The sequence below is a fragment of the Stenotrophomonas maltophilia R551-3 genome (genome assembly GCF_000020665.1).
GTDB lineage: Bacteria > Pseudomonadota > Gammaproteobacteria > Xanthomonadales > Xanthomonadaceae > Stenotrophomonas > Stenotrophomonas maltophilia_L.
On the sequence record NC_011071.1, the window covers coordinates 3,527,969 to 3,547,864 of the forward strand.

15 protein-coding genes are annotated in these 19,896 nt (G+C 67.1%); 8 read left to right on the top strand and 7 right to left on the bottom strand.

The window, feature by feature from the left end; translation table 11 throughout:
• The first annotated feature begins 132 nt into the window (after window positions 1–132).
• The 4 genes from SMAL_RS16025 (at window position 133) to otsA (ending at window position 7,082) form a co-directional block, all read left to right on the top strand.
• Window positions 133–2,568 carry a TonB-dependent receptor plug domain-containing protein gene (locus SMAL_RS16025; protein WP_012511920.1) on the top strand — a complete coding sequence of 812 codons (2,436 nt, stop codon included), beginning with the start codon at window positions 133–135 and terminating at the stop codon, window positions 2,566–2,568.
• A 571-nt stretch (window positions 2,569–3,139) separates the two neighbouring features.
• Window positions 3,140–3,898 carry a trehalose-phosphatase gene (otsB, locus tag SMAL_RS16030; RefSeq protein ID WP_006386900.1) on the top strand — a complete coding sequence of 253 codons (759 nt, stop codon included), beginning with the start codon at window positions 3,140–3,142 and terminating at the stop codon, window positions 3,896–3,898.
• Window positions 3,899–3,939: 41 nt separating this feature from the next.
• Entirely contained in the window at window positions 3,940–5,721 is a 1,782-nt protein-coding gene (locus SMAL_RS16035) for a glycoside hydrolase family 15 protein (protein WP_006386902.1), read from the top strand.
• Entirely contained in the window at window positions 5,718–7,082 is a 1,365-nt protein-coding gene (gene otsA / locus SMAL_RS16040) for an alpha,alpha-trehalose-phosphate synthase (UDP-forming) (RefSeq protein ID WP_006386904.1), read from the top strand. The genes SMAL_RS16035 and otsA overlap by 4 nt, the downstream gene beginning before the upstream one ends.
• Window positions 7,083–7,154: 72 nt before the next feature.
• On the opposite strand, the gene SMAL_RS16045 is transcribed toward otsA, so the two are convergent.
• Genes SMAL_RS16045 through rluD form a run of 4 tightly spaced genes read right to left on the bottom strand, consistent with a single transcriptional unit; the run spans window position 7,155 to window position 9,853 of the window.
• Window positions 7,155–7,592 carry a thiol-disulfide oxidoreductase DCC family protein gene (locus SMAL_RS16045; protein ID WP_006386906.1) on the bottom strand — a complete coding sequence of 146 codons (438 nt, stop codon included), beginning with the start codon at window positions 7,590–7,592 and terminating at the stop codon, window positions 7,155–7,157.
• Window positions 7,567–8,091 (bottom strand): DUF4166 domain-containing protein, encoded by a 525-nt coding sequence (locus tag SMAL_RS16050; protein WP_012511921.1) that lies wholly within the window; start codon window positions 8,089–8,091, stop codon window positions 7,567–7,569. Before SMAL_RS16050 ends, SMAL_RS16045 begins: the two co-directional genes overlap by 26 nt.
• A 2-nt stretch (window positions 8,092–8,093) precedes the next feature.
• The gene (pgeF, locus tag SMAL_RS16055) at window positions 8,094–8,864 is read right to left on the bottom strand and encodes a peptidoglycan editing factor PgeF (RefSeq protein ID WP_012511922.1); all 771 of its coding nucleotides are present in this window, start codon (window positions 8,862–8,864) and stop codon (window positions 8,094–8,096) included.
• Window positions 8,864–9,853: a 23S rRNA pseudouridine(1911/1915/1917) synthase RluD gene (rluD, locus tag SMAL_RS16060; RefSeq protein ID WP_012511923.1), complete on the bottom strand. Its 990-nt coding sequence runs from the start codon at window positions 9,851–9,853 to the stop codon at window positions 8,864–8,866. The genes pgeF and rluD overlap by 1 nt, the downstream gene beginning before the upstream one ends.
• Before the next feature lie 113 nt (window positions 9,854–9,966).
• Between rluD and SMAL_RS16065 the strand changes: the two genes are divergently transcribed.
• Both SMAL_RS16065 and SMAL_RS16070 read left to right on the top strand, forming a co-directional pair.
• A complete protein-coding gene (locus SMAL_RS16065; protein ID WP_041864578.1) occupies window positions 9,967–10,854 on the top strand; it encodes an outer membrane protein assembly factor BamD in 888 nt (295 codons plus the stop codon).
• A 199-nt stretch (window positions 10,855–11,053) separates the two neighbouring features.
• Entirely contained in the window at window positions 11,054–12,256 is a 1,203-nt protein-coding gene (locus SMAL_RS16070) for a lipase family protein (RefSeq protein WP_012511925.1), read from the top strand.
• A gap of 92 nt (window positions 12,257–12,348) precedes the next feature.
• On the opposite strand, the gene SMAL_RS16075 is transcribed toward SMAL_RS16070, so the two are convergent.
• The 3 genes from SMAL_RS16075 to sucC form a co-directional block, all read right to left on the bottom strand.
• Window positions 12,349–13,983, bottom strand: coding sequence for an NAD+ synthase (locus SMAL_RS16075; protein WP_012511926.1), 1,635 nt, complete (start codon window positions 13,981–13,983; stop codon window positions 12,349–12,351).
• 221 nt (window positions 13,984–14,204) lie between these two features.
• Window positions 14,205–15,080 (bottom strand): succinate--CoA ligase subunit alpha, encoded by an 876-nt coding sequence (sucD, locus tag SMAL_RS16080; RefSeq protein ID WP_012511927.1) that lies wholly within the window; start codon window positions 15,078–15,080, stop codon window positions 14,205–14,207.
• 20 nt (window positions 15,081–15,100) lie between these two features.
• A complete protein-coding gene (gene sucC / locus SMAL_RS16085; protein ID WP_004154430.1) occupies window positions 15,101–16,270 on the bottom strand; it encodes an ADP-forming succinate--CoA ligase subunit beta in 1,170 nt (389 codons plus the stop codon).
• A 376-nt stretch (window positions 16,271–16,646) separates the two neighbouring features.
• Here sucC and SMAL_RS16090 point away from each other — a divergent pair, with 376 nt between their 5' ends.
• Window positions 16,647–18,260: a sensor histidine kinase gene (locus tag SMAL_RS16090; RefSeq protein ID WP_032972469.1), complete on the top strand. Its 1,614-nt coding sequence runs from the start codon at window positions 16,647–16,649 to the stop codon at window positions 18,258–18,260.
• Window positions 18,261–18,320: 60 nt separating this feature from the next.
• On the top strand, window positions 18,321–19,694 hold the full coding sequence (locus SMAL_RS16095) for a sigma-54-dependent transcriptional regulator (protein ID WP_006387002.1): 1,374 nt from the start codon (window positions 18,321–18,323) through the stop codon (window positions 19,692–19,694).
• Window positions 19,695–19,896: the final 202 nt, after the last annotated feature.

The window sequence follows — 19,896 nt, forward strand, 5'->3', positions numbered from 1 at the left end:
TCAGCTCATGCCGGGACGGCAGGGACTTGCATCGGCACCGGCCATCACGCGAAGATAATATATCGCTTCATCCGGATGGATGTAAGTGAAACTATCTACCCCTTCCCCGTCGTCGTTGTTGCTGGAGCCCCCATGTCCATCCGCCTGCCCGCGTCGCCGCTCGGCCTCGCCATCGCCCTCGCGCTTTCCTCCACCGCCGTCCCGGCTCTGGCCCAGGACGCTACCAACCTCGACACCGTGATCGTCACCGGCACCCGTGCCGCCGACCGCACCGTGCTCGAATCCACCTCGCCGGTGGATGTGCTCACCGCCGAGGACATCCGCAAGGCGGGCGTGGTCAACGGTGAGCTGGGCAGTGCGCTGCAGGCCCTGCTGCCGTCGTTCAACTTCCCGCGCCAGTCCAACTCCGGCGGCGCCGACCACGTGCGCGCCGCACAGCTGCGTGGCCTGTCGCCGGACCAGGTGCTGGTGCTGGTCAATGGCAAGCGCCGCCACCACACCGCGCTGGTCAACACCGACAGCAAGATCGGCAAGGGCACCACGCCGGTCGACTTCAATTCGATCCCGGTCAGCGCGATCAAGCGCATCGAAGTGCTGCGCGACGGCGCCGGTGCGCTGTACGGCTCCGATGCGGTGGCCGGCGTGATCAACGTGATCCTCGACAACGGCGGTGACGGCGGCGAGATCGAGGCCAGCTACGGTGCCCACCACACTGACCTCAAGCCGATCGGCCGCACCCTCACCGACGGCCAGACCGGCAACATCAGCGCCAAGGTCGGCACCTCGCTGGGCGAGGACGGCGGCTTCCTGCGTGTCGGCCTGGAGTACAAGCACCGCAACGGCACCAACCGCGCCGGCTTCGACCAGATTCCGCCGTGGGACCAGACGCCGGACAACCTGGCGCTGCAGGGCAAGCGCAACTATGTGCTGGGCGATGGCAAGAGCAAGGACATCAACCTGTGGCTGAACACCGAAATTCCGGTGGGCCAGACCTCGACGTTTTACGCGTTCGGCACCTTCAACCAGCGTGATACCGAAGGCGCGAACTACTTCCGCTATCCCGATGGCGATGCCAACTGGAAGCAGGTCTATCCGAACGGTTACCGGCCGATCTCCGAAGGCGAGAACCGAGACGTGCAGGCCGTGGCCGGCGTGCGCGGCCAGTGGGGTGAGTGGAGCTACGACGGCAGCCTGGATTACGGCCAGAACGACTTCACCTACCGCCTGCGTGATTCGCTCAACGCGTCGCTGGGCCCAACCAGCCCGACCCGCTTCAAGACCGCTGACTACAAGTACGCACAGACTGTGGGCAACCTCGATCTGAGCCGCGTGTTCACCCAGAGCGACAGCATCAGCCACACCCTGGGCCTGGGCGTGGAAGCGCGCCATGAGCGCTACCAGACCCGCCCGGGTGACCCGGCCAGCTACGCCGCAGGCCCCTACACCGATCGCCCGACCGGCTCGCAGGCCGGTGGCGGCCTGACCCCGCAGGATGCGGCCCGCCTGTCGCGCGATGTCGCCAGCGCCTACGCCAGCCTGTCCAGCCAGTTCGGCGAGAAGTTCTCCACCGATCTGGCCGCGCGCTACGAGCACAACGACGATTTCGGCGGTGAACTGACCGGCAAGCTCGGCCTGCGCTATAAATTCACCCCGGCGTTCGCGCTGCGTGGCGCCATCTCCAACAACTTCCGTGCGCCGTCACTGGCGCAGATCGGCTACGAATCCACCTCCACCGGCTACAACGCCGGCGGCCAGCTTGTGCAGGGCCGCCTGTTGTCGGTCAACAATCCGATCGCACGTGGCCTGGGTGCGCAGAATCTGAAGCCGGAAAAGTCGATCAACACCTCGCTGGGCTTCACCAGCCGCATCGGTGAGCACTTCGACCTGTCGCTGGACTTCTTCCAGATTGACATCGACGACCGCATCGCGCTGTCGGAAAGCATCACCGGCGCTGCACTGACCGACTACGTGGCGGCCAACTACGGGGTCACCGGCCTTCAGAGCGCCAGTTTCTTCGTCAACGCCGCCGATACCCGCACCCGCGGTGCCGAGCTGGTGAGCAACTGGCGGCAATCGCTGGGCGATGGCCAGCTGCTGCTGACCGGCACCTACGCGTACACCAAGACCACACTGAAGAACGTGCTGGCCACGCCGGCACAACTGCGTGCACTGAATCCGGACTACGTGCTGTTCGGTATCGAAGAGACCAATACCCTCACCGATGCCACGCCGCGCACCCGTGGCAGCTTCTCGGCCGCCTGGAGCAACGACCACTGGTCGCTGAGCACCCGCGTGAACCGCTATGGCAGCGCCACCCGCGTGTTCAACTTCGGTGACGGCTACATCCCGCGCCAGACCTACCAGGCCGAATGGCAGCTGGATGCCGAAGTCGAGTACCGCATCACCCCGCAGTGGAGCGTGGCCATCGGTGGCCAGAACCTGACCGACAACTACCCGGATCGATCCAACAGCGATATCCACTACTTCGGCAACCTGCCGTACGACGTGCTGTCGCCGATCGGCAGCAACGGCGCGTATTACTACGGCCGCGTCCGCTATACGTTCTGATTGCATTGGACCAATGACTCCCGGTGGGTGCGGACCGTTGGTCCGCACTGTCTGCGTTCCATGCAGGCTGCCCTTCGTGCCGACCAACGGTCGGCACCCACCGGAGGTGAACGCTCTGGGCGGGTGCGGACCGTTGGTCCGCACTGTCTGCGTTCCATGCAGGCTGCCCTTCGTGCCGACCAACGGTCGGCACCCACCGGAGGTGATCGCTCTGGGTGGGTGCGGACCGTTGGTCCGCACTGTCTGCGTTCCATGCAGGCTGCCCTTCGTGCCGACCAACGGTCGGCACCCACCGGAGTGATCGCTCTGGGTGGGTGCGGACCGTTGGTCCGCACTGTCTGCGTTCCATGCAGGCTGCCCTTCGTGCCGACCAACGGTCGGCACCCACCGGAGGTGATCGCTCTGGGCGGGTGCGGACCGTTGGTCCGCACGACACGGTAGTGCCGGCCGCTGGCCGGCAACCGCAGGGTGCATCCATGGACCATGACGTTGCCGGCCAGCGGCCGGCACTACCAGATCCGTAGCCTGCCCTCGACCCCACGTACACGCCCGCGCTGGCAAGCTGGGCGTCATGGCTGAACCGCTCCCCCTGCGTCCGCCACCTCCATTGCTGGACGATGCCTGCGCGTTGTTCCTCGATGTTGATGGCACCCTGATCGAATTCGCTGCACGCCCGGATGCCGTGCAGCTGCTGCCCGATGTGCGCGAAGCCATCGGCCGCATCAGCGACCGCCTGGAAGGTGCCGTGGCACTGGTCAGTGGCCGCCCGCTCGAGCAACTGGACCAGTTGTTCGCTCCGCTGCAGCTTCCCGCCGCCGGCCTGCATGGCCACGAACTGCGTGGCGAGGATGGTCGCGTGCTGCGCGACACGCATGATGACGACACCGCCGACTGGCTGCATGCGCTGCACCAGCAGGCAATGCGTTTCGCACATGGGCACCCCGGCGTGCTGGTGGAGGACAAGGGCGTCGGCCTGGCCCTGCACTGGCGCGGCGCACCGAACGCAGCGGCCGATGTGCGCGCCTTTGCCAACCGCCACCTGCGCGGTCGCAGCAGCCATCGCCTGCAACCCGGCGACCATGTGGTCGAGTTCGTGCCGGTCGGCTCCGACAAGGGGCGCGCGGTGCGACGGATGATGCAGTACCTGCCGTTCCGTGGCCGGCTGCCCGTGTTCATGGGGGACGACCTCACCGATGAGTTCGGCTTTGACGCCGCCAATGGCCAGCATGGCTGGAGTGTGCTGGTGGGTGAACGCGAACCCAGCGCGGCGGTGTTCGCACTGCCCGACATACGCAGCGTGCACGCCTGGCTGCGTGAGAATGCCTATTGACCCGGCCAACCCCCACGGCCGCAACCGAGATGTAGCACGTGATGACCCAACCCGATCTTGATCTGGGCGTGGTCGGCAACGGCAGCTTCGGCGCCCTGGTCGACAAACATGCCCGCGTTGTCTGGAGCTGCCTGCCCACCTTCGACGGCGACCCCACCTTCTGTGCCCTGCTCGGCCCCAACCAGCAGACCGGCGGCGACTTCGCCATCGAGCTGGAGGATTTCAGCAGCAGCGAGCAGGAATACCTGACCAACACCGCGATCCTGCGCACCGTGCTGCACGACAGCCACGGCGGCTCGCTGGAAATTCTCGACTTCGCTCCGCGCTGGCGCCAGAACGATCGCTTCTACCGCCCGGTGAGCCTGATCCGCCAGGTGCGTCCACTGGCGGGCAGCCCGCGCATCACCGTACGCGCGCGGCCGCTGGCCGACTGGGGCGCACGCGTACCCGAGTCCACCTGGGGCAGCAACCACGTGCGCTGGATCCTGCCCGAACACGTACTGCGGCTGACCACCGACGTGCCGGTGCGCCTGGTGCGCGACGGCCTGCCCTTCGTGCTCAACCATCCGGTCCACCTGATCCTGGGCGTGGACGAATCGCTCGACCGCTCGATCAGCGGCTACGTGCAGGACGCCTTCCAGCGCACCCGCGACTACTGGCGCGAATGGGTGCGCTACCTGTCCATTCCGCTGGAATGGCAGGACGCGGTGATCCGCAGTGCGATCACCCTCAAGCTGTGCCAGTACGAGGACAGCGGCGCGATCATCGCGGCGATGACCACCTCCATTCCCGAAGCGCCCGGCAGCGTGCGCAACTGGGACTACCGTTACTGCTGGCTGCGCGATGCCGCGTTCGTGGTGCGTGCGCTGAACCGCCTCGGCGCGACGCGCACGATGGAACAGTTCCTCGGCTACATCTTCAACCTGGCCAGCAACGACGGCACCCTGCAGCCGCTGTATGGCATCGGCTTCGAAGCCAAGCTGGACGAGGACGAAGTGCCCAGCCTGTCCGGTTACCGCGGCATGGGGCCGGTGCGCCGCGGCAACCTGGCCTGGGTGCAGCGCCAGCACGATGTCTATGGCAGCGTGGTACTGGCCTCCACCCAGCTGTTCTTCGATCGTCGCCTGCAGGATCCCGGCGACGCGCACACCTTCGCGCGGCTGGAACCACTCGGCGAGCAGGCCTTCGCCCTGCATGACGTACCGGATGCCGGCCTGTGGGAGTTCCGCGGCCGCACCGAAGTACATACCTACACCAGCGCGATGTGCTGGGCCGCCTGCGACCGCCTGTGCAAGATCGCCGTGCGCCTGAAGCGCGATGACCGCGCACGCTACTGGCGCGAGCGCGCCGACACCATCCACGCCCGCATCATGGCTGAGGCCTGGAGCGAAGAACGGGGCCACTTCACCGATACTTTCGGTGGTCACCGCCTGGATGCGTCGTTGCTGTTGCTGGCCGACATCGGCTTCATCGACGCGATGGACGCCCGCTTCGTCGCCACCGTCGAGGCCATCGGCCGTGACCTCAAGCATGGCAACTCGCTGTACCGCTATGTCGCCCCGGATGACTTCGGTGAACCGGAAACCAGCTTCACCATCTGCACGTTCTGGTACATCGACGCGCTGGCCGCGATTGGCCGCATGGAAGAAGCGCGCGAGATGTTCGAGCTGCTGTTGAAGCAGCGCAATCATCTGGGCCTGCTGTCGGAGGACCTGGCCTTCGACAGCGGCGAGGCCTGGGGCAATTTCCCGCAGACCTATTCGCACGTCGGCCTGATCACCGCCGCGATGCGCCTGTCGCGGTCGTGGCAGGAGGCATCGTGAGTCGTCTTGTGGTGGTTTCAAACCGCGTGGCCGTGCCGGGCGAGAACCGCGCCGGCGGCCTGGCGGTGGGCCTGCTGGCCGCGTTGAAGGAACGCGGCGGCATGTGGTTCGGCTGGAGTGGCAAGAGCGTGCGTGATGGCAGTGGCACGCTGCACCGGCAGAAGGACGGCGACATCGAGTTCGTCACCCTGGACCTGAGCAAGCGCGAGGTCGATGGCTACTACAACGGCTTCGCCAACCGCACGCTGTGGCCGCTGCTGCATTTCCGCCTGGACCTGGTCGATTACGATCGCGGCACCCGCGAGACCTACCACAAGGTCAACGCGCTGTTCGCCGACAAGCTCGCACCGCTGCTGCGCGAGGACGACATCGTCTGGATCCACGACTACCACCTGATTCCGCTGGGCGCGATGCTGCGCGAACGGGGCATCGGCTGCCGCATCGGTTTCTTCCTGCACATCCCGATGCCCTCGGCCGACCTGCTGCAGGCGATGCCGGACCATCTGCGGTTGTTCTCGGCGCTGTATGCCTACGATCTGGTCGGCTTCCAGACCCAGCGTGACGCCGACCGTTTCCAGACCTACCTGCGCCTGTTCGGTGGCGGCAAGGTACTCGAGAACGGCGAACTGGAAGCACCGGGGGGACGCCGCTTCCGCGCGGCCGCCTTCCCGATCGGCATCGATACCGAACTGATCGCCCGCCAGGCTGGCACCGCCGCCACCAAGGCAGCGGTGAAGAACCTGCGCGGCAGCCTGCGCGACCGCCAGCTGGCGATCGGCGTGGACCGCCTGGACTATTCCAAGGGCCTGCCCGAGCGCTTCCTCGGCTTCGAGCGCTACCTGGAACGGCATCCGGACCAGCACGGCTCGCTGACCTACCTGCAGATCGCCCCGGTCTCGCGCGGCGATGTCACCGAGTACCGCCAGCTGCGCAGCCAGCTGGAACAGATCGCCGGGCACATCAATGGCGGCCACGCCGCACCCGACTGGACCCCGCTGCGCTACGTCAACCAGAACTTCACCCATGCCACGTTGACCGGCTTCTACCGCGCTGCGGCGGTGGGCCTGGTCACCCCGCTGCGCGATGGCATGAACCTGGTGGCCAAGGAGTACGTGGCCTCGCAGGATCCGGAAGATCCCGGCGTACTGGTGCTGTCGCTGCTGGCCGGTGCCGCCGACGAACTCAAGCAGGCGTTGCTGGTGAACCCGCATGACCTGGACGGCGTCGCCGATGCCATCGCCACCGCAGCAACGATGTCACTGCACCGGCGCAAGGAGCGCTGGCACGCAATGATGGAGCACCTGCGCACCTACGACATCAATCATTGGCGCCGCAGCTACCTGGACGCGCTGGAAGGCTGAGGGAAAAAGGGGACGGAGGGGATTAAGTCGTTTGTGCACAAACGACTTAATCCCCTCCGTCCCCTTTTTTCTTCAATCCAGGAACCGCGCGGCCTGCTCCGGTGCCGGCAGATAGCAGGCGTCATGCCGCCCGAACCAGCGATAGCGGTTGCGGGCCAGCGCGCGGTACGCCGCGTCGCGCCAACTGCGCGGCAGCACGCGCAATGCACCGGTCAGGCGCCAGCCACCGCCCATTCCTGACAGCACGCGCAGGATCGCATCGGTATCGGTCCAGGCGCCCTGTTCGTCCAGCAACAGGAACGACATCGGGTCCTGCGGGTCCAACCCGTGCGAACGCAGCAGCGCACTGCCCCGCTCGCCCTGCATTGCCGCGAAGCGATAGCGTTCCTTGCGATCAAAGCGCAGCAGGAAGCGCACCCAGCGGTTGCACAGTGCGCAGACACCATCGAACACGATCACCGCGCCGCCCGCTTCGGTGGCGGCTTCACTGCGGTTCGAGCCAGCCTTCATAGCGGATCAGGGCTCCTGCCCAGGGCAAGGTCACATCGACCAGGAAAGTGTAGCGCTGGTCATCCCAGGCCTCGCGGCAACGTACGCCACCAAACCAGCGCGTCGGCAGCGGCAGCAGGCCAAATGCCCAGACCCGCCGCACCGACCAGTCGATGCCACCGTCGCGGGCCTGCAGGTCGAATTCAAAACGCACCGCACCCAACTGCTCGCGCAGATACCCTTCGTGCACCCACAGCCTCGATACCATCGGCCAGCGGCCGAAGCGTCGTGCCCAGCGTTCCCCCTGCCCGTATGCGCTGAACGCCACCTCGGTCGGCAACGCCTCGCCATCCCTTGGCAGCCGCGCCAACGCAGCCAGCAGCGGCACCAGCCAGTGCCGGCCGCGCTCGATTCGCGCCTGCCCCACGTAGCGGCAGGGCAGCGGCGCGGCATGCAGTGCCTGCACCGGTGCGGCCAGGGTGGCGAAGGCCGGCCCCAGCACGCGCGCGAACAGCGGCACGCTCAGGGCGCGATCCAGGCCAGGGTTGCCATGCGTCCGGTACGACGGTCGCGCCGGTGCGAATACAGGTCCGGATCGGCCATGGTCGACACCGTGCCGCCGTGAATCTGCGCCGGGTCCATCCCCGCCGCCTGCAGGCGCTGACGGGCCAGGGCGAACAGGTCAACCTTCCAGTGCCCAGCTCGGGTTGCCACGAAGGCGGCCTCGGCAGCCGGATCGTGACCGACGAAGGCGTGATAGACCTCCTCGCCGATCTCGTAGTCGGCCGGTCCGGCCGCCGGGCCCAGCCACGCGCGCAGCTGCGTCGGCGGGGTGTGCATGGCGGCCACGGTGGCCTCCAGCATGCCGTCGGCCAACCCACGCCAACCGGCGTGCGCAGCGCCCACCTCGCTGCCATCGACGGCGGCGAACACCACCGGCAGGCAGTCAGCGGTCAGGATCGCCAGCACCACACCCGGCACCGAGGTCACCGCGGCGTCGGCGACCGGTTCGCTGGCACCGGCCACTGGCGGCGCGTTGAAGCGCAGTACGGTGCTGCTGTGCACTTGGCGCAGCCAATGCGGTGCCGACGGCAGCGCCAGCCCCTGCTGCAGCAGCTGGCGGTTGTGTTCGACGTTGGCCGGGGTGTCACCATCGGCCGCGTGGCGGTTGCCCAGGTTGAACTGCGCGAACGGCGCCGGCGAGATGCCGGCACCATGCCGCCGCGTGGTCAGCGCGTGGACGCCCGCAGGCGCCGGCCAGTCCGCCTGCAGCAACGGCAGCGCGGCAGCCATCACCAGCGGTCCCGCTCGCGTGCGGCGAAGGCGTCACTGTCTTCGCGCAGCACCTTCAGCAGGTGCAGCATGTCGGCCGGCACCGGCGCGGTGTTGCGCACCGTCTCACCGGTGATCGGGTGCACGAACTCCAGCGTCTCGGCATGCAGCGCCTGGCGCTTGAAGCCGCGCAGCGCGGCTACCAGCTCGTCGCTGGCGCCCTTGGGCAGCTTCAGCGCGCCGCCATACAGCGGATCGCCCACGATCGGGTGACGGATGTGCGCCATGTGCACGCGGATCTGGTGGGTACGACCGGTTTCCAAACGGCATTCCAGTGCGGTATGTGCACGGAAGCGCTCGCGCAGGCGGTAATGGGTCACCGCTTCCTTGCCATCCTCGCGCACGCCCATCTTCAGGCGGTCGCGCGGGTGGCGGTCGATCGGCGCATCGGCAGTGCCGCCGGCCACCAGTGCGCCCATCACGATGGCCAGGTACTGGCGGTGCACGTCGCGTGCGGCCAGCTGCTCGACCAGCGCGGTCTGCGCCTCCAGGGTCTTGGCCACCACCATCACGCCGCTGGTGTCTTTGTCCAGGCGATGCACGATGCCGGCGCGCGGCAGCACCGCCACCGACGGGTCGCGGAACAGCAGGGCGTTGACCAGGGTACCGCTGTGGTTGCCGGCGCCGGGGTGCACCACCAGGCCGACCGGCTTGTTGATCACCAGCAGGTACTCGTCCTCGAACAGCACGTCCAGCGGGATGTCCTCCGGCTGGGCGTCGGTCTGGGTTTCCAGCACCACGGTGAGGGTGACCACCTCGCCGCCGCGCAGCGGATCGCGCGGGCGGGCCTGGGCGCCGTCCAGCAGGACATCGCCGTTCTTGATCCACTCGGTCAGGCGCGAACGCGAGTATTCGGGGAACAATTCGGCCACGACCGCGTCGAAACGGCGGCCGGCAGAGGTGTCGGGGACGATGGCCTGGCGGGCCGATTCAGAGGGTTGTTCAGACATGGCAGGGGGCATTCTTTGAAATTTTGGGGTCCCGGCGGCCGGTTTCAGTCGCTGGACAGGACACTAGGCTATCATCGACCCTTCGTATTCCAGCCGCGTCCCGCCTCGACCTCATGATCCGACGCTCCGTCATGCTCTCTGCGCCCGTCCGCCTCACCGCCCTGTTGCTGGTGCTGGTCATCGCTGCCACCGGCTGCCACCGTGGTGCCAAGAAGGGCGATCGCCCCGATGAAGGGACGCCGGTCGAACAGTTGTACGAGAAGAGCCACAAGCTGATGCAGGGTGGCAACTGGAGCGGTGCTGAGTCCAGCTTCCGCCGCCTGGTGGCCCAGTATCCGTACGGCCCGTACACCGAACAGGCGATGATCGAAACCGCCTATGCCCAGTACAAGGCCGGCAAGCACGATGACGCGGTGTCCAGCATCGACCGCTTCATCCGTACCTATCCGACCCACCGCAACATCGCCTACCTGTACTACCTGCGCGGCCTGGCCAACTCCAACCGCAGTACGGTTTTCCTGCGCCACGTATGGTCGCTGGATGCAAGCCGCCGCGACCTGTCCACGCCGCACCAGGCGTACTCGGACTTCAACATCGTGGTCGACCGCTACCCGAACAGCCGCTACGCCGCCGATGCGCGCCAGCGCATGCTGGAGCTGCGTGACGTGTTCGCCCAGCATGAGCTGGACAACGCCCTGTACTACATGCGCCGTGGCGCCTGGGTCTCGGCCGCGGGCCGCGCCAACTACCTGCTGGAAACCTACCCGCAGAGCGCCTTCCAGTACGACGCCGTCGCCGTCCTGGCTGATTCCTACACCCACCTGGGCAACAAGACCCTGGCCGACGACGCCCGCCGCGTCCTGCAGCTGAACCAGCCGGACCACCCGTGGCTGGAAGGCAAGTGGCCGAAGTACCCGTGGATGATCCGCAAGCTGAACCCGTTCGCCGGCGAGAAGTCCGCCAGCACCGGCCAGCGCAACGCGCGACTGGAAAAGAAGTAAGAGAGGGCCCCGCAAGGGGCCCTTTCCTTTTGTAGAGTCGAGCCATGCTCGACTACTCTCCCAGCCCGCCTCCCCGCACCGGGACCGGCACCTAGGAATTCTCCGAATCCCCGGTGGATGCGACGCCGGTCCCATTCGGCGCGGGCAAGGCCCTCCACACTGCGGCGCAACGGCCATCCCGGCCGGCAAGGAGCGCCCCATGTCCCGACCGTCCCGCCATTTGCGGCCGCTGCCCGCCCTGATCGCCTGTGCCGTGCTGGCGCTGGCCGCTGGCCCGCTGGGCGCCAGCCCGGCCGCACCCGGCGACCTGCTCTCTGCGGCACCCTACCGCGCCAGCTGGGTGCCGTCCAAGGCCGCCCAGGCCTACAAGCTGCACTACCGCACCCCAGACCACCGTGGCCAGTTGGCCGAAGGCACCGGCCTGCTGTACCTGCCGGCCGGCGCGGCTCCGGTCGGTGGCTGGCCGGTGGTGTCGTGGGCACACGGCACCCAGGGCATCGCCGATCGCTGCGCCCCCTCCGTGTCCGGCCCCTACCAGCCTAAACGCGACGGGCGTTTCCTCGACCTGTTCCTGGCACAGGGCTATGCCGTGGTCGCCGCCGACTACCAGGGCCTCGGCAGCCCCGGTGACCACGCCTATCTGCACGTACGCACCGCCGCACGCAACGCCATCGATCTGGTCAAGGCCAGCCATCAGTACCTCGGCCGCACCACGCTGTCGCCGCGCTGGGTGTCGGTTGGTCATTCGCAGGGCGGTGCCGCCGCACTTGCTGCCGGCCACATCGCAGATGCTTACGGCGGACCATCACTGCGGTACCGAGGCAGCTTCACCACCGGCACGCCCACCGCCGTCGAACTGACCGCGCTGGTGATGAAGCCGGACAACCGCACCGCCAATCCCGGCGCACTCAACGCCTATCACGCCTATCTGCTGGATGGCCTGCTGCAGGTCGCCCCGCGGATCGACCGCGTGCTCAGCGATGAGGGGCGTACACGGGTCGCGCTGGCGCGCAGGCAATGCCTGGGCGAACTGGCCGCCACGCTGGAAGGCGCCGATACCGGCGCGATGTTCACCGCACCGCTGACCGACGTGGCGGGCATCTGGACGTTGCTGCACGACTACCTGGGCGTGCCGCGCCGCGGTTTCAGCCAGCCGCTGATGCTGGGCCATGGCAGCGAGGACCGCGACGTGCCGTACCTGACCACCCTGCTGTATGCCGCGGGGCTGGCCCTGCGTGGAGAGCCCGTGGCATTCCGGCGCTATCCGGTCGACCACCGCGGCACGCTGGATGCGGCGGCAGCCGATGGGCTGGCGTTCGTGCGTGCGCGGTTGGGGGACAGCCCGTTCGACGAAGCCACCGAAACCGCTGGCTTCGAACAGCTGCTCGACGAAGCCCGGTAGATCCATGCCATGCGTGGATACGCGGTGTGCGGGGTTGCCGGCCAGCGGCCGGCACTACCTGGTAGCGCCGGGCCATGCCCGGCGACCTGCCCTCAGCCCTTGTAGCCGTTGCTGATCGGGTAACGGCGCTCACGGCCGAACGCACGCCGCGAGACCTTCGGCCCCGGTGCGGCCTGGTGCCGCTTCCACTCACTGATGCGCACCAGGCGCAGCACGCGGTCGACCACGGCCGCGTCGTAACCGGCCGCAACGATCTCCGTGCGCGACTGCTCCTGGTCGATGTAGCGGTACAGGATGCCGTCCAGCACGTCATAGGCCGGCAGCGAATCCTGGTCCAGCTGGTTCTCGCGCAGCTCGGCCGACGGCGGGCGGCTGATCACGGCCGGCGGGATCACCGGCGCACCGCCCACGGTGTTGCGCCACTTCGACAGGCCGAACACCTCGGTCTTGTACAGGTCCTTCAACGGCGCGTAGCCACCGCACATGTCGCCGTAGATCGTGGCGTAACCCACCGCATACTCGCTCTTGTTGCCGGTGGTCAGCAGCAGTCCGCCGAACTTGTTGGCCAGCGCCATCAGGATCACGCCACGGCTGCGCGACTGCAGGTTTTCCTCGGTCACGTCCGGGGTGGTGCCTTCGAACATCGGCGCCAGCGATTCCATCAGGCCCTTGAATGCCGGCTCGATCGACACCGCTTCCAGCTTCACGCCCAGCGCCTGGCACTGTTCGGCGGCCAGGTCGTTGGACAGGCCAGCGGTATAGCGCGACGGCAGGCGCACCGCGGTGACGTTTTCGGCACCCATCGCGTCCACGGCCATCGCCAGCACGATCGCCGAGTCGATGCCGCCGGACAGGCCCAGCCACACCTTCTTGAAGCCGTTCTTGCGGCAGTAGTCCTGGATGCCCCGGGTCACTGCGCGCCACGCCAGCGCGTCCATACTCTCGTCGCCATCGTCCATCCACACGTGCGGCAGGAAGCGGCGGGTTTCACCGTCGTACTCCACCACCAGCCACTGGTCGACGAAGGCCGCTGCGGCCGGGTGCACGGTGCCGTCGCCATCGGCCACCACCGAGGCACCATCGAATACCAGCGCATCCTGGCCACCGACCACATTGAGATAGGCGATCGCCGCCCCGCTCTCGCGGGTACGCGCGGCCAGCACGGCGTCGCGCTGGGCGTGCTTGCCGCGCTCGTAGGGCGAAGCATTCGGCACCACCACCAGCTGCGCACCTTCGCGCACGGTGTCGGCCAGCGGCTCGGCGAACCACAGGTCCTCGCAGATCAGCAGGCCCACCGGAATGCCGTTGACCTCGAACACGCAGCTGCCGCCGTCCGGGTCGACATCGAAGTAGCGACGCTCGTCGAACACCGCGTAGTTGGGCAGCTCGCGCTTGCGGTAGGTCTGCTCGACCAAGCCATCGCGCAGCACGCTGGCGGCGTTGTAGACCACCGCACCAGCCGCCTGCGGCCAGCCGACCACGGCGGTGATGCCACGGCAGGCAGTCGCGATGCGGGTCATCGCCTGCTCGCACTCGTACAGGAAGCCGGGGCGCAGCAGCAGGTCCTCCGGCGGATAACCACTCACCGCCAGCTCGGGGAACATCACCAGCTCGGCGCCGTACTCGTCGCGCGCCTGGCCGATCATCTCGATGATGCGCTCGGTGTTGCCGGCGACATCGCCGACCGGGAAGTCGAACTGCGCCATCGCGATGCGGATCGAAGCCATGGGAATCCAGCCTGTGGTTGCAATGCGCTCATTGTAGCGCTGCGCGTTCGCCGGGCATGGCCCGGCGCTACCGTGTAGATCCGGCCAGGTAGCGCCGGGCCATGCCCGGCGGATGTTCGCGCGACGCCAGACGCAGAAAGGCCGCCCGGAGGCGGCCCTTCTGTTTCAAGCAGCCGGCCAGCGGCCGGCTCTACAGAATCGTCTGCCAGAGGCAGTCGATCTTATTTCACCAGCTTGGCGATGGCAGCACCCAGGTCGCCCGGCGAGCGGACGGTGACAACACCAGCGGCTTCCATGGCAGCGAACTTGCCTTCAGCAGTGCCCTTGCCGCCCGAGGCGATCGCACCGGCGTGGCCCATGCGCTTGCCGGCCGGAGCCGACGCACCGGCGATGAAACCGACAACCGGCTTCTTCACGAACTGCTTGATGTACTCGGCGCCGGCTTCTTCGGCGTCACCGCCGATTTCGCCGACCATGATGATGCCTTCGGTCTGCGGGTCTTCGTTGAACAGCTTCAGGCAGTCGACGAAGTTCAGGCCGTTGATCGGGTCACCACCGATGCCGATGCAGGTGGACTGGCCCAGGCCGACTTCGGTGGTCTGCTTGACCGCTTCATAGGTCAGGGTGCCCGAACGCGACACGATGCCGATCTTGCCCGGCTTGTGGATGTGGCCCGGCATGATGCCGATCTTGCACTCACCCGGGGTGATGACGCCCGGGCAGTTCGGCCCGATCAGCACGGTGTCCGGATGCGAACGGGTCAGCACGTTCTTGACGCGCAGCATGTCCAGCACCGGGATGCCTTCGGTGATGCAGACGATGACCTTGATGCCGGCAGCAGCGGCTTCCAGGATCGCGTCAGCCGCGTACGGCGGCGGCACGTAGATGACCGAAGCGTTGGCGCCGGTGCTCTGCACGGCGTCGGCAACGGTGTTGAAGACCGGCAGGTCGATGTGGGTGGTGCCACCCTTGCCCGGGGTCACGCCGCCAACAACCTGGGTGCCGTACTCGATCATCTGAGTGGCGTGGAAGGTGCCCTGCTGGCCGGTGAAGCCCTGCACGATCACCTTGGTGTTCTTGTTAATCAAAACAGACATGGGAATTCCTTGGTGTCGAATCAGGCAGCGTTCTTGACAGCTTCAACGATCTTCTTGGCGCCATCGTTGATGTTGTCAGCCGGGATGATGGCCATGCCGCTGTCACGCAGCAGCTGCTTGCCTTCTTCCACGTTGGTGCCTTCCAGGCGCACCACGACCGGAACCTTGACGCCCACTTCCTTCACGGCGGCGATGATGCCTTCGGCAATCATGTCGCAGCGGACGATGCCGCCGAAGATGTTGACGAAGATGCCTTCGACCTTGTCCGAGGACAGGATCAGCTTGAAGGCTTCGATGACGCGCTGCTTGTTGGCACCGCCGCCCACGTCCAGGAAGTTCGCCGGCTCGCCGCCGTTGAGCTTGATGACGTCCATGGTGGCCATGGCCAGGCCTGCGCCGTTGACCATGCAGCCGATGTTGCCGTCCATGGTGACGTAGTTGATGTCCAGCTCCGAAGCGATCACTTCGGTCGGATCTTCCTGGGTCTTGTCGCGCATGGCGACCAGGGCCTTCTGGCGGAACGCGGCGTTGTCGTCGCTGTCGAACTTGCCGTCCAGCGCGTACAGGTTGCCGTCGTCCAGGATGGCCAGCGGGTTGATTTCAACCAGCGCCAGGTCCTTTTCGTTGAACAGGCGGTACAGGTTCACCATGATGCTGGCGAACTGGCCGGCCTGCTTGGCGGTCAGGCCCAGCTTGAAGCCGAAATCACGGCCGTGGTAACCCTGCACGCCTTCGACGAAGTCGACGTTCAGCGAGTGGATCAGCTCCGGGGTTTCAGCAGCGACCTGCTCGATCTCCACGCCGCCTTCCGAAGAAGCGATGTAGGTGATGGTCTTGGTGCCACGGTCAACCAGCACCGACAGGTACAGTTCCTTGACGATCTCGCCAGCGGTGGTCACCAGCACCAGGTTGACCGGCAGTTCAACGCCAGCGGTCTGGTAGGTGGCCATCTTGGTGCCGAGCATCTTGGCCGCAGCGGCCTTCACGTCGTCGGTGGTCTTGCAGAACTTGACGCCGCCAGCCTTGCCGCGGCCGCCAGCGTGGATCTGCGCCTTGACCATCCAGGGGCCCTGGCCCAGGGAGTTGGCAGCGGCAACCGCTTCGTCCGGGGTCGCAGCGACCTTGCCGGCCGGGACCGGGATGCCGTACTCGGCAAGCAGTTGTTTTGACTGGTATTCGTGGAAATTCATGCGTCACCGTGGGAATAGGAACGACCGCACGCAATTCCTCAGGGCCCCGGCGGGGCGCCGGCATGGACCGCGGCGGGCCCACTATTGTGGCCGAGCCAGCGCCGGGGCGCAAAGAAGTCTGTACAAAACGCCAGACCCGGCCAGATTTCCACCATCATTCAGGCAGTTGCGCCCCGCCCGACGCTGGCCACCGGTATCCACAGCGGGCCAAATGCGCGATCCGGGTGACTCCGGCGGCGTCCTGTCGGGGGCCCTATACTGGTCGTATCGAGCAGACTCGACGCCACATCGACGCGACGTGCCGGCCGGCTTCAGGGGACGCCAGGCAGGCCCGCCGCAGATTCCAGACCCAGGCAGCCAGAAGGGGAGTTCCGGCGTGTCACCCAGTGCTTCATTGATCGACCGCATCGAATCGATTCCGCGGCGTGAGCTGTACTTCTTCGCGCTGTACCGGGTGCTGATCGCCGCGGTCATCGCCGGCCTGCTGTACAGCCCGTTGTCGGCCATGGTCGGCGAAGCCCATCACCCGCGACTGGCCGATACCGTCGCGGCCATCTACCTGCTGCTGTCGCTGCTGGCCCTGGCCATCGGCCGCAACGAACGCTGGCTGCGCCCGATCGTGGTCAGCGGCGTACTGGTGGACATCGTTGCCGCCACCCTGCTGTCGCATGCCCTGCCCGGTGCCAGTGCCGGCATCTCGATGTCGCTGCTGTTCAACATCGCCGCTGCCGCCACGCTGCTGCCACTGAGCTGGGGCCTGGGCCTGGCGATCGCCGCCAGCGTGGCCACCGGTACCGAATACCTCTGGAAAGTACTGGAAGGCGGCGACCCCACCCGCACCCTGGCCGAACTGGCGATGTTCGCCACCAGCTACCTGGCGCTGGCCTTCATCAGCTTCCAGGTGGGCAACCGCGCGCGCCGCAACCAGCAGCTGGCCAACCAGCGCGGCGATGAAGTAGCCAACCTGTTCCAGATCAACGAACTGATCATCCGCCGCATGCGTACCGGCGTGCTGGTGGTGGATGCCGACAGTCGCATCACCCTGGCCAACGAAGCCGCCTCGATGCTGCTGGGCGACAGCGATGGCAATGGTGAAAGCGGGCGCCTGGACCTGACCAGCGCCGCGCCGGAACTGGCCCGCCGCCTGCAGCGCTGGCGCAACGGCTGGGCGCAGGACGAGCTGCCGCTGCAGCTCAACCCCGACCAGCCCGAGGTACAACCGCGCTTTGCCCGCCTGCTGGCCGGCAGCGAACTGGCGCTGGTGTTCCTGGATGACTCCAGCGTGGTCTCGCGCCGCGCCGAATCGCTCACCCTGTCGGCGATGGGGCGGTTCTCGGCCAGCCTGGCGCACGAGATCCGCAACCCGCTGGCGGCGATCAACTACGCCGTGCAGTTGCTGGAGGAAGGCACCGGCTTCAACGAAAGCGACCGCCGCCTGCTGCAGATCATCCGCCAGCAATGCCAGCGCACCAACGGCATCGTCGAGAGCGTGCTGGGCCTGGCCCGGCGCGAGCGCGCCACCCCCGAGAACGTGGACCTGGCCGCGTTCGTGCGCCGCTTCGTGCTGGAGTACAAGCAGGGGCAGACGCTGGAGACCGACAGCATCGAGCCGATCATCAACGACAGTTCGGTGATGGCCCAGGTCGATGCGAAGCATCTCTACCAGGTGCTGACCGTGCTGGTGCACAACGCGCTGAAGTACGGCCGCATCGGCCAGCAGCCTGCACGCGTGCGGCTGCGCGTGGCGCAGCACGAGCGCAGCGCGGTGATCGACGTGATGGACCGTGGTCCGGGTATTCCAGAGAGCGTGGCCGCGCAGCTGTTCCGGCCGTTCTTCACCACCTCCGAGCATGGCACCGGCCTGGGCCTGTATATCGCCCGCGAACTGTGCCGGGCCAACCAGGCACGGCTGGACTACATTCCAGTGCCGGCCGGCGGCTCCTGCTTCCGCCTGGTGCTGCCCGGCCCGCACACGCTGTTGCCCACCTGATTCCGATTCTGTGCGTCAAACATTTGTCGCTTCCAGCCCCCTCGTTTATCTTTCACGCCCATGAACGAAACCCGCAGCGCCCTCGTCGTCGACGATGAACGCGACATCCGCGAACTGCTGGTACTGACCCTCGGCCGCATGGGGCTGCGTATCAGTACCGCCGCCAACCTGGCCGAAGCGCGCGAGCTGCTGGCCAGCAATCCGTACGACCTGTGCATCACCGACATGCGGCTGCCCGATGGCAACGGCATCGAGCTGGTCAGCGAGATCGCCCAGCACTACCCGCGCACGCCGGTGGCGATGATCACCGCCTTCGGCAGCATGGACCTGGCCGTGGAAGCACTGAAGGCCGGTGCCTTCGACTTCGTCAGCAAGCCGGTGGATATCGCCGTCCTGCGTGGACTGGTCAAGCATGCACTGGAACTCAACAACGCCGAACGCCCGCAGCCCGGGCCCAACGCCGAACAGGGCGCACGCCTGCTGGGCGCTTCGCCGGCCATGGACGTGCTGCGCACCACCATCGGCAAGGTCGCGCGCAGCCAGGCGCCGGTCTACATCCTGGGTGAGTCCGGCGTTGGCAAGGAACTGGTCGCACGCACCATCCACGCCCAGGGCGCGCGCGCGGCCGGACCGTTCATTCCGGTCAACTGCGGCGCCATTCCCGGCGAGCTGATGGAAAGCGAGTTCTTCGGCCATCGCAAGGGCAGCTTCAGCGGCGCCCATGCCGACAAGCCCGGCCTGTTCCAGGCCGCACACGGCGGCACCCTGTTCCTGGACGAAGTGGCCGAGCTGCCGCTGCAGATGCAGGTGAAACTGCTGCGCGCGATCCAGGAGAAGTCGGTGCGGCCGGTCGGTGCAGCCAACGAAGAACCGGTGGACGTGCGCATCCTCTCTGCCACCCACCGCGATCTGGCCGAACTGGTCGAGGACGGGCGTTTCCGCCACGACCTCTACTACCGCATCAACGTGATCGAACTGAGGGTGCCGCCGCTGCGCGAGCGCCGCCAGGACCTGCCGGAGCTGGCCGCGGCAGTGCTGGCACGACTGGCCCGCAGCCACGGCCGCGCCACCCCGCTGCTGGCGCCGTCGGCGCTGGAGGCACTGGCCCAGTACGCCTTCCCCGGCAACGTGCGCGAACTGGAGAACATCCTGGAACGGGCGCTGGCGCTGGCCGAGGAAGACTGCATCGGTGCAGACGACCTGCGCCTGCCGCAGCATGCTCCGCGCGTCCCCGGCGGTGCCGCTCCTGTCGAAGCCGTGGCCGACCTGCAGCCTGGCAGCGCTGCCCTGCCCTCGTACATCGAGCAGCTCGAGCGCAGCGCCATCCAGCGCGCGCTGGAAGAGAACCGCTGGAACAAGACCCGCACCGCCGCACAGCTGGGCATCACCTTCCGTGCGCTGCGCTACAAGCTGAAGAAGCTGGGGATGGAGTAAGGACCGGGTCGGATCCCTTTCCGCAGGAAAGGGCTCTGACCCGATGCGCGGCACCCCATCCACGCATGTCGTGGATCCACCTACCAACGTGGTAGGACCGGCCGCTGGCTGGCAACCTCACACATCCCGCATCCACGCATGGCGTGGATCTACTGTAGGGCCGAGCCCATGCTCGGCTGCTGTTCGGGCATTGAGCCGAGCA

Excerpts from the sequence above, each read along its gene's own strand:
- sucC (WP_004154430.1), bottom strand. The coding sequence starts at position 16,270 with ATGAATTTCCACGAATACCAGTCAAAACAACTGCTTGCCGAGTACGGC.
- SMAL_RS16035 (WP_006386902.1), top strand. The coding sequence starts at position 3,940 with ATGACCCAACCCGATCTTGATCTGGGCGTGGTCGGCAACGGCAGCTTC.
- sucD (WP_012511927.1), bottom strand. The coding sequence starts at position 15,080 with ATGTCTGTTTTGATTAACAAGAACACCAAGGTGATCGTGCAGGGCTTC.
- SMAL_RS16025 (WP_012511920.1), top strand. The coding sequence starts at position 133 with ATGTCCATCCGCCTGCCCGCGTCGCCGCTCGGCCTCGCCATCGCCCTC.
- SMAL_RS16075 (WP_012511926.1), bottom strand. The coding sequence starts at position 13,983 with ATGGCTTCGATCCGCATCGCGATGGCGCAGTTCGACTTCCCGGTCGGC.
- SMAL_RS16045 (WP_006386906.1), bottom strand. The coding sequence starts at position 7,592 with ATGAAGGCTGGCTCGAACCGCAGTGAAGCCGCCACCGAAGCGGGCGGC.
- rluD (WP_012511923.1), bottom strand. The coding sequence starts at position 9,853 with ATGTCTGAACAACCCTCTGAATCGGCCCGCCAGGCCATCGTCCCCGAC.
- pgeF (WP_012511922.1), bottom strand. The coding sequence starts at position 8,864 with ATGGCTGCCGCGCTGCCGTTGCTGCAGGCGGACTGGCCGGCGCCTGCG.
- otsB (WP_006386900.1), top strand. The coding sequence starts at position 3,140 with ATGGCTGAACCGCTCCCCCTGCGTCCGCCACCTCCATTGCTGGACGAT.
- SMAL_RS16095 (WP_006387002.1), top strand. The coding sequence starts at position 18,321 with ATGAACGAAACCCGCAGCGCCCTCGTCGTCGACGATGAACGCGACATC.
- SMAL_RS16065 (WP_041864578.1), top strand. The coding sequence starts at position 9,967 with ATGATCCGACGCTCCGTCATGCTCTCTGCGCCCGTCCGCCTCACCGCC.
- SMAL_RS16070 (WP_012511925.1), top strand. The coding sequence starts at position 11,054 with ATGTCCCGACCGTCCCGCCATTTGCGGCCGCTGCCCGCCCTGATCGCC.